The sequence below is a fragment of the Pseudomonas sp. MS01C9 genome (assembly GCF_058202755.1).
In genome coordinates this window covers 4,051,188-4,057,356 of the sequence record NZ_CM177073.1, presented here as the reverse complement: position 1 = coordinate 4,057,356, position 6,169 = coordinate 4,051,188, and the positions used below count along the sequence as shown (strand labels likewise).

General features: G+C 61.4%; 5 protein-coding genes. 2 read left to right on the top strand and 3 right to left on the bottom strand.

The features are described from left to right. Positions 1–13 precede the first annotated feature (13 nt). The gene (locus tag AC1M7R_RS18575) at positions 14–1,720 is read right to left on the bottom strand and encodes a ShlB/FhaC/HecB family hemolysin secretion/activation protein (RefSeq protein WP_490609802.1); all 1,707 of its coding nucleotides are present in this window, start codon (positions 1,718–1,720) and stop codon (positions 14–16) included. 286 nt (positions 1,721–2,006) lie between these two features. On the opposite strand from AC1M7R_RS18575, the gene AC1M7R_RS18570 reads away from it, so the two are divergent. Then, a complete protein-coding gene (locus tag AC1M7R_RS18570) occupies positions 2,007–2,282 on the top strand; it encodes a hypothetical protein (RefSeq protein WP_490609801.1) in 276 nt (91 codons plus the stop codon). Between the two features lie 241 nt (positions 2,283–2,523). On the opposite strand, the gene AC1M7R_RS18565 is transcribed toward AC1M7R_RS18570, so the two are convergent. Continuing rightward, the gene (locus AC1M7R_RS18565) at positions 2,524–3,870 is read right to left on the bottom strand and encodes a DEAD/DEAH box helicase (protein WP_072398747.1); all 1,347 of its coding nucleotides are present in this window, start codon (positions 3,868–3,870) and stop codon (positions 2,524–2,526) included. Positions 3,871–4,063: 193 nt separating this feature from the next. On the opposite strand from AC1M7R_RS18565, the gene AC1M7R_RS18560 reads away from it, so the two are divergent. After that, entirely contained in the window at positions 4,064–5,362 is a 1,299-nt protein-coding gene (locus AC1M7R_RS18560) for a mechanosensitive ion channel family protein (protein WP_072398746.1), read from the top strand. Positions 5,363–5,469: 107 nt separating this feature from the next. Here AC1M7R_RS18560 and AC1M7R_RS18555 read toward each other — a convergent pair whose 3' ends face one another. After that, positions 5,470–6,114: a hydrolase gene (locus AC1M7R_RS18555; RefSeq protein ID WP_008018228.1), complete on the bottom strand. Its 645-nt coding sequence runs from the start codon at positions 6,112–6,114 to the stop codon at positions 5,470–5,472. Positions 6,115–6,169 lie beyond the last annotated feature (55 nt).

Genomic DNA, 6,169 nt, shown 5'->3' with positions numbered 1-6,169 from the left:
GTTGCAGCAGAAATTAGAGGAAAACATCCAGGCGCAAGTAGATCGGCGCTTCGCGCTCGGTCAGAGCATCCGGACGTTCCAGGGAATGGGCGAAGGTCACGCTGGCGCTCAGGTGTTCGCCGCGGGCGAACAGCTCCAGCGAGTGGCTGGACATGCGCCCATGCTCGTCGCCGTTGTAGCGGGTCCCGGTGATCACCCCCTGGTCGTAACCCAGGCTGGTGCCGTACTCGGCAAACACCGGGCGCAGCCACTCCAGGGTGACCGGGCGGCTCCAGCGCAGGTCGTTGCGCCAGTAACCGCCGCTGTCGCCGGCCAGCGACTGGTCCTTGTAGCCCCGGATCGACGATTGCCCACCCAGGCTCATGCGCTGCGGGCTGAACAGCACGTCTTCGCTGCGCTGCCCGGTCATCAGGCTGCTGAAGCTGAAGGACTCGCCCCAGAGCTGGAAGGGTTGCAGGTAGCTGAGGGTGGCGGTGTATTTGCGGTAGCGCGCGTCGGGCTGGCCGGGGCGTGGATTGTCGTCGCCCTGGGCATCGAAGGCGCCGATGCCTTGCTGCAGGCCCAGGTCCAGGTTGACGAAGGCACTGCCGACTCGCCGTCCGTGGTTGATGCCGAACTGCGCTTCACTCAGGCGATGGCTGCTCACGGCGAGCTTGCTGTCTTCGATGAAGTTGCTGGTGCGCAGATAAGCCAGGCCGGTGTTGAGGGACGTCTTGCTCATCGCGTCACGATGGACCACCCGCTCGACCCGCACCTGGTGGTTCTGGCTGTCGCCGGTCTGCTTGAAATTGAACCCGTCGACCGTGCCCCGCGAGCGGTATTCGCTCTGGCTATAGGTGTAGCTGACGTTCCACCAGCCAAATGGCAGGTTGTAATACAGCATGGCATTGCGCGAAGTGCGTTGATGATCGCTGATGGCATCGTGACCACCGCGCAAGGACAATTGATCGGCCAGCCCCAAGGGGCTGTCCCAATCCAGGGACGTGCCCCATTGCTGTTCGCCCGTGCTCCGCTGGCCGTCGTTGTGCCGCGACAACCCGACGCGCCAGGGTTTTTGCGGGGTGTTCTGCACCAGCACTTCGCTGCCGCCGACATGCTGCCCAGGCATCAGCTCCATCTTCGCCTGGTTCGATGGCAGGCGGTTGAGCTGGTCCACCATCTGCTCGATCTCCCGCAGGTTGACCAAGTCGCCGACCTTGCCGGGAAACGCCATCGCCAGTTCACCTTCCGAGAGCCGGCTGTTTTCGGCGCCCTTCAAGCCCTCGAGGCGCCCCTCCACCACCAGCACCTGCAAGTGACCGTCGGACAGATCCTGCTGCGGCAGGTAGGCGCGACTGGTGACCAGGCCTTTCTCGATGTAGCGGTCGGTGATGACCTTGAGCAGTTCGTTGAGTTGCGGCACGCCCAGGCATTGGCCGATGTAGGGCGCCAACAGGCGCTCGCGCTCAGCGGAGGAAAGGCTGTCGGCGCCCTTGAGCTCGATGGTGCGGATGGGGAAGCAGCGGGTATCGACCGGCGCCGTCGGCTGGGCCGGCTTCGCCTCCTGGCCGGGCAGGTTCTTCAGATCCTCCAGGCGCCGGCGCTGTTCTTCGAGCAAACGGTTCTGGCGTTCGCGGATCAGGTCGGTGTCACCGGGGGTGGGGGCAGCGTGAGCGGGGGGCAGCGGAGAAAGGCACAGCAAAGCCAAGCACAACCTCGCCCAACGGGCGGGTGAGAACATGTTCGATCCCTCGAATAAAATGACATCAAAATAGTGGCGCGATACTAGTTAGCCATCATTTTGACGTCAATTAAAAAAGCTGGACCCTGAGGGTATGGCCGGAACCGTTTGTCGGAAATCAGACGATTCTGTCTTTCGGTACGAAACGTCTCGTGAGGAAGCCGGACGCTTCTCTTCAAGCCCAGAAATAATTCGATCCAAGCGTCCGGCTTCCTTGGGTCGCTGAACTTTCAACCCCGCGCAAGCCTCAACCCCTTACAGCCCAACAAGGAATACGAGGCCCGCCATGAAGACCCTGATGAAACTCGCCTTTGCCGCCACCCTCGCCTGCGCCCTTCCGGCCTGGGCCACCTGCACACCCGAAGAAGCCACCATCAAGCGTGAGCAACTGGCCCAGGAAGTGACCAAGCTCACCGAGCAGAACCCGGCCAAGGCCAAGGAAATCAATGATGAGTTGCAGGCCATGGACCTGGAGACGGCCAGCAAGGATTTGCCGGATAAGTGCCAGTTGATCGATAAGCGCCTGGAAGAGTTGAAGCATGCAGAGAAGAAGGCCGACTGATCGATCCGAACTCCCTCCGCTTCTGTGGCGAGGGAGCTTGCTCCCGCTGGGGGCCAAACACCCGTGAAACCAGCGTGGCTGATGTGTCAGGCAGAACAGTAGTGGGGCTGCCATGCAGCCCAGCGGGGCGGTGCGACGTTTCGCTAAATTCCTTCGCTACAGTTCTGGTCGAACTTCTGAAGTTCATGCATAAAAAAACCGGACTCAAGGTCCGGTTTTTTTATGCAGCGCTACTGACCACTCATTCAGCCGCCGGCGCCTGGGGCTTGCGGCGTTTGAGCGGGGCCATGCCGTCCTTGCTGACCAGGGCCGGCGCCTCGGTCTTGGGGCGGTTGGCGGTCTTGCGCTTGGTCGGGGCCTTGGCGGCGGATTTCTTCTTGTCGCCCTTGGCATCGACTTTTTTCTTCTTCGCGCCAACGGCCTTGCCCGAAGCCTTGACCTTTTTCGGTCCGCTGTAGGTGCCTTTGACTTCCTTGATGGTGCGGCGCTCGAAGCTCTGCTTGAGGTAGCGCTCGATGCTCGACATCAGGTTCCAGTCGCCATGGCAGATCAGCGAGATCGCCAGGCCATCATTGCCGGCGCGGCCGGTACGGCCGATGCGGTGCACGTATTCGTCGCCACTGCGAGGCATGTCGAAGTTGATGACCATGTCCAGGCCTTCGACATCCAGGCCACGGGCGGCGACGTCAGTGGCCACGAGGATTTTCACCCCGCCCTGCTTGAGGCGGTCGATGGCCAGCTTGCGGTCTTTCTGGTCCTTCTCGCCGTGCAGGACGAACGCCTTGTATTCCTGGGCGACCAGGCGACCGTAGATGCGGTCGGCCATGGCCCGGGTATTGGTGAACACGATGGCTTTTTCGTAGGTTTCGTTGGCCAGCAACCAGTTCACGATCTGCTCTTTGTGCTGGTTGTGGTCGGCGGTGATGATTTGCTGGCGGGTGGTGGAGTTCAGCTGGCTGACCGCGTTGAGCTGCAGGTGCTCGGGGTTGTTCAGCACCTTGGCCACCATTTCCCGCAGGCCCGAGCCGCCGGTGGTGGCGGAGAACAGCATGGTCTGTTGACGCTGGCTGCACTCGTCCACCAGGCGCTGTACGTCTTCGGCAAACCCCATGTCCAGCATGCGGTCGGCTTCATCCAGCACCAGCACTTCGACTTCCTTGAGGTCGAGGTTGCCGGCGTTCAGGTGCTCGATCATCCGCCCCGGCGTGCCGATCAGGATGTCCGGTACCTTGCGCAGCATGGCGGCCTGGACCTTGAAGTCTTCGCCGCCGGTGATCAGGCCGGACTTGATGAAGGTGAATTGCGAGAAGCGCTCCACTTCCTTCAAGGTCTGCTGGGCCAGTTCGCGGGTCGGCAGCAGGATCAGGGTCTTGATGCTGACGCGAACCTTGGCCGGGCCGATCAGGCGGTTGAGGATCGGCAGCACGAACGCGGCGGTCTTGCCGCTGCCGGTTTGCGCCGTCACCCGCAGGTCACGCCCCTGGAGCGCGAGCGGAATAGCCGCGGCCTGCACCGGCGTCGGCTCGACAAATTTAAGCTCGGCCACGGCTTTGAGCAGGCGTTCGTGCAGGGCGAATTGGGAAAACACGGGTGCTACCTCGAAGAAATGCAAAAAAACAGCTGCATAGGGTAACGGTTTCGAGCGCGCAGGCCGAGTTTCTTTGTGCAAAGCGCGACAAAACAGTGTGTTTTTATCAACGAAACCGTCATCAACGGTCACTTCACCGGGCTTAAATGCTCTAATTCGCCTTCGTCGCGCTCACAGAAGAACCGTTTCGTCCATGGATATCAAACAGCTCTGGCTCAATCTTCAAGACCTCTGGGGTGCCCTCGACCAGCATCCGCTCCTGCATTGCGGCCTGGCCCTGGCGCTGCTGCTGGTCATCGCCCTGGTACTGGGGCGCGTGGCGCGCTACGTGATCCTGCATGGTGCCAAGCTGCTCGGGCGCCAGCCGGCCCTGAACTGGGTCAACGACCTGCGCCAGAACAAAGTCTTCCATCGACTGGCACAGACGACGCCGTCGTTGATCATCCAGTTCGGCCTGCACCTGGTGCCCGGGCTGAGCAAGACCAGCCTGGTGTTCCTCGGCAATGTCGCCCTCTCCTTCACGATCCTGTTCATGCTCCTGGCCATCAGCGCCCTGCTCAGCGCCCTGCTGGACGTCTACGCCCGCACCGAACATGCGCGTACCCGCTCGATCAAGGGGTATGTGCAACTGACGAAAATGGTGCTGTATGTGTTCGGCGCGATCATCATCGTCGCCACCCTGATCGACCGTTCGCCGCTGTTGCTGCTGTCCGGCCTGGGTGCGATGTCGGCGGTGATCCTGTTGGTCTACAAGGACACACTGTTGTCCTTCGTCGCCAGCGTGCAGTTGACCAGCAACGATATGCTGCGGGTCGGCGACTGGATCGAGATGCCCCAGGTCGGCGCCGACGGCGATGTGGTGGACATCACGCTGCATACGGTCAAGGTACAGAACTTCGACAAGACCATCGTCTCGATCCCCACCTGGCGCCTGATGTCCGAATCGTTCAAGAACTGGCGCGGCATGCAGCAGTCCGGCGGGCGGCGGATCAAGCGCAGCCTGTTCATCGACGCCAGTGGCGTGCGCTTCATCAACGACGATGAAGAACGGCACTTGACCCAGGTACGCCTGCTGACCGACTACATCACCCGCAAACAGGCCGAGCTCAAGGCCTGGAACGAAGCCCAGGGCAATGTGGCGGCAATGTCGGCCAACCGGCGGCGGATGACCAACCTGGGCACGTTCCGGGCCTATGCGTTGGCCTATCTCAAGAGCCATCCCGAGATCCAGCCGAACATGACCTGCATGGTCCGGCAACTGCAGACCACGGCCCATGGCATCCCCCTGGAAATCTACTGCTTCACCGGCACCACCGTGTGGGCCGATTACGAGCGGATCCAGGGGGACATCTTCGATTATCTGCTGGCGGTGATGCCGGAGTTCGGCTTGAACCTGTACCAGCAACCCAGCGGCATGGACCTGCGTTCCGGCTTGCTGCCGGCAGTGCTGGGGGCCAGTCATCTGCCCGAACAGGAAAAAGACCTGGCGTAGCGCCAGATAAAGACCTGCCCCTTTCCACAGCGCCATAACGCTGCAAAAGGAAAAACCCCGGCGGGAGCGAGCAAGCTCGACTCCCACCAGGGTGATGTCCCGCCGGGTTACTTGACCTGGCGCTGCGGTGCCTTGTGCACCATTGTGTAGGCGTAGTCCACGCCCATGCCATAAGCGCCGCTGTGTTCCAGCACCAGTTCCATCACCGCCTCGTACGTGTCCTTGTGTGCCCAGTCGCGTTGGTATTCCAGCAGCACTTGCTGCCAGGTCACCGGCACCGCACCTGCCTGGATCATACGCTGTACCGACATGTCGTGGGCTTCCTTGCTGGTACCGCCGGAGGCGTCGGTGACGATGTACACCTCGTAGCCTTCAGCCAGTGCTTCCAGTGCCGGGAAGGTCAGGCAAACCTCGGTCCACAGCGCCGCGATGATCAGTTTCTTGCGGCCGGTGGCTTTCACCGCATCCACCAGGGCCTTGTCTTCCCAGGAGTTCATCGAGGTGCGCTCGATAGGCTTCTGGTCCGGGTGGACCGCCAACAGCTCAGGCCAGATGTAACCGCTGAAGCTTTCGGTTTCGACCGATGTGTAGATGGTCGGCACGTTGAAGATCTTCGCCGCCTTGGCCAGGCCCACAGTGTTGTTCTTCAGGGTCTGGCGGTCGATCGATTGCACGCCGAAGGCCATTTGCGGCTGGTGGTCGATCAGGATCAGGGCGGAGTTGGTTGGGTTCAGCAGTTCGCGGATAGACATGGTGTGTTCCTTTTAAATGTCGAGATTTCAATGGTTTGGGTCAGTAGCGCTTGCC

What these genes read in the sequence shown, in the direction of transcription:
- AC1M7R_RS18575 (WP_490609802.1), bottom strand. Translation starts at nt 1,720, where the DNA reads ATGTTCTCACCCGCCCGTTGGGCGAGGTTGTGCTTGGCTTTGCTGTGC.
- AC1M7R_RS18555 (WP_008018228.1), bottom strand. Translation starts at nt 6,114, where the DNA reads ATGTCTATCCGCGAACTGCTGAACCCAACCAACTCCGCCCTGATCCTG.
- AC1M7R_RS18570 (WP_490609801.1), top strand. Translation starts at nt 2,007, where the DNA reads ATGAAGACCCTGATGAAACTCGCCTTTGCCGCCACCCTCGCCTGCGCC.
- AC1M7R_RS18560 (WP_072398746.1), top strand. Translation starts at nt 4,064, where the DNA reads ATGGATATCAAACAGCTCTGGCTCAATCTTCAAGACCTCTGGGGTGCC.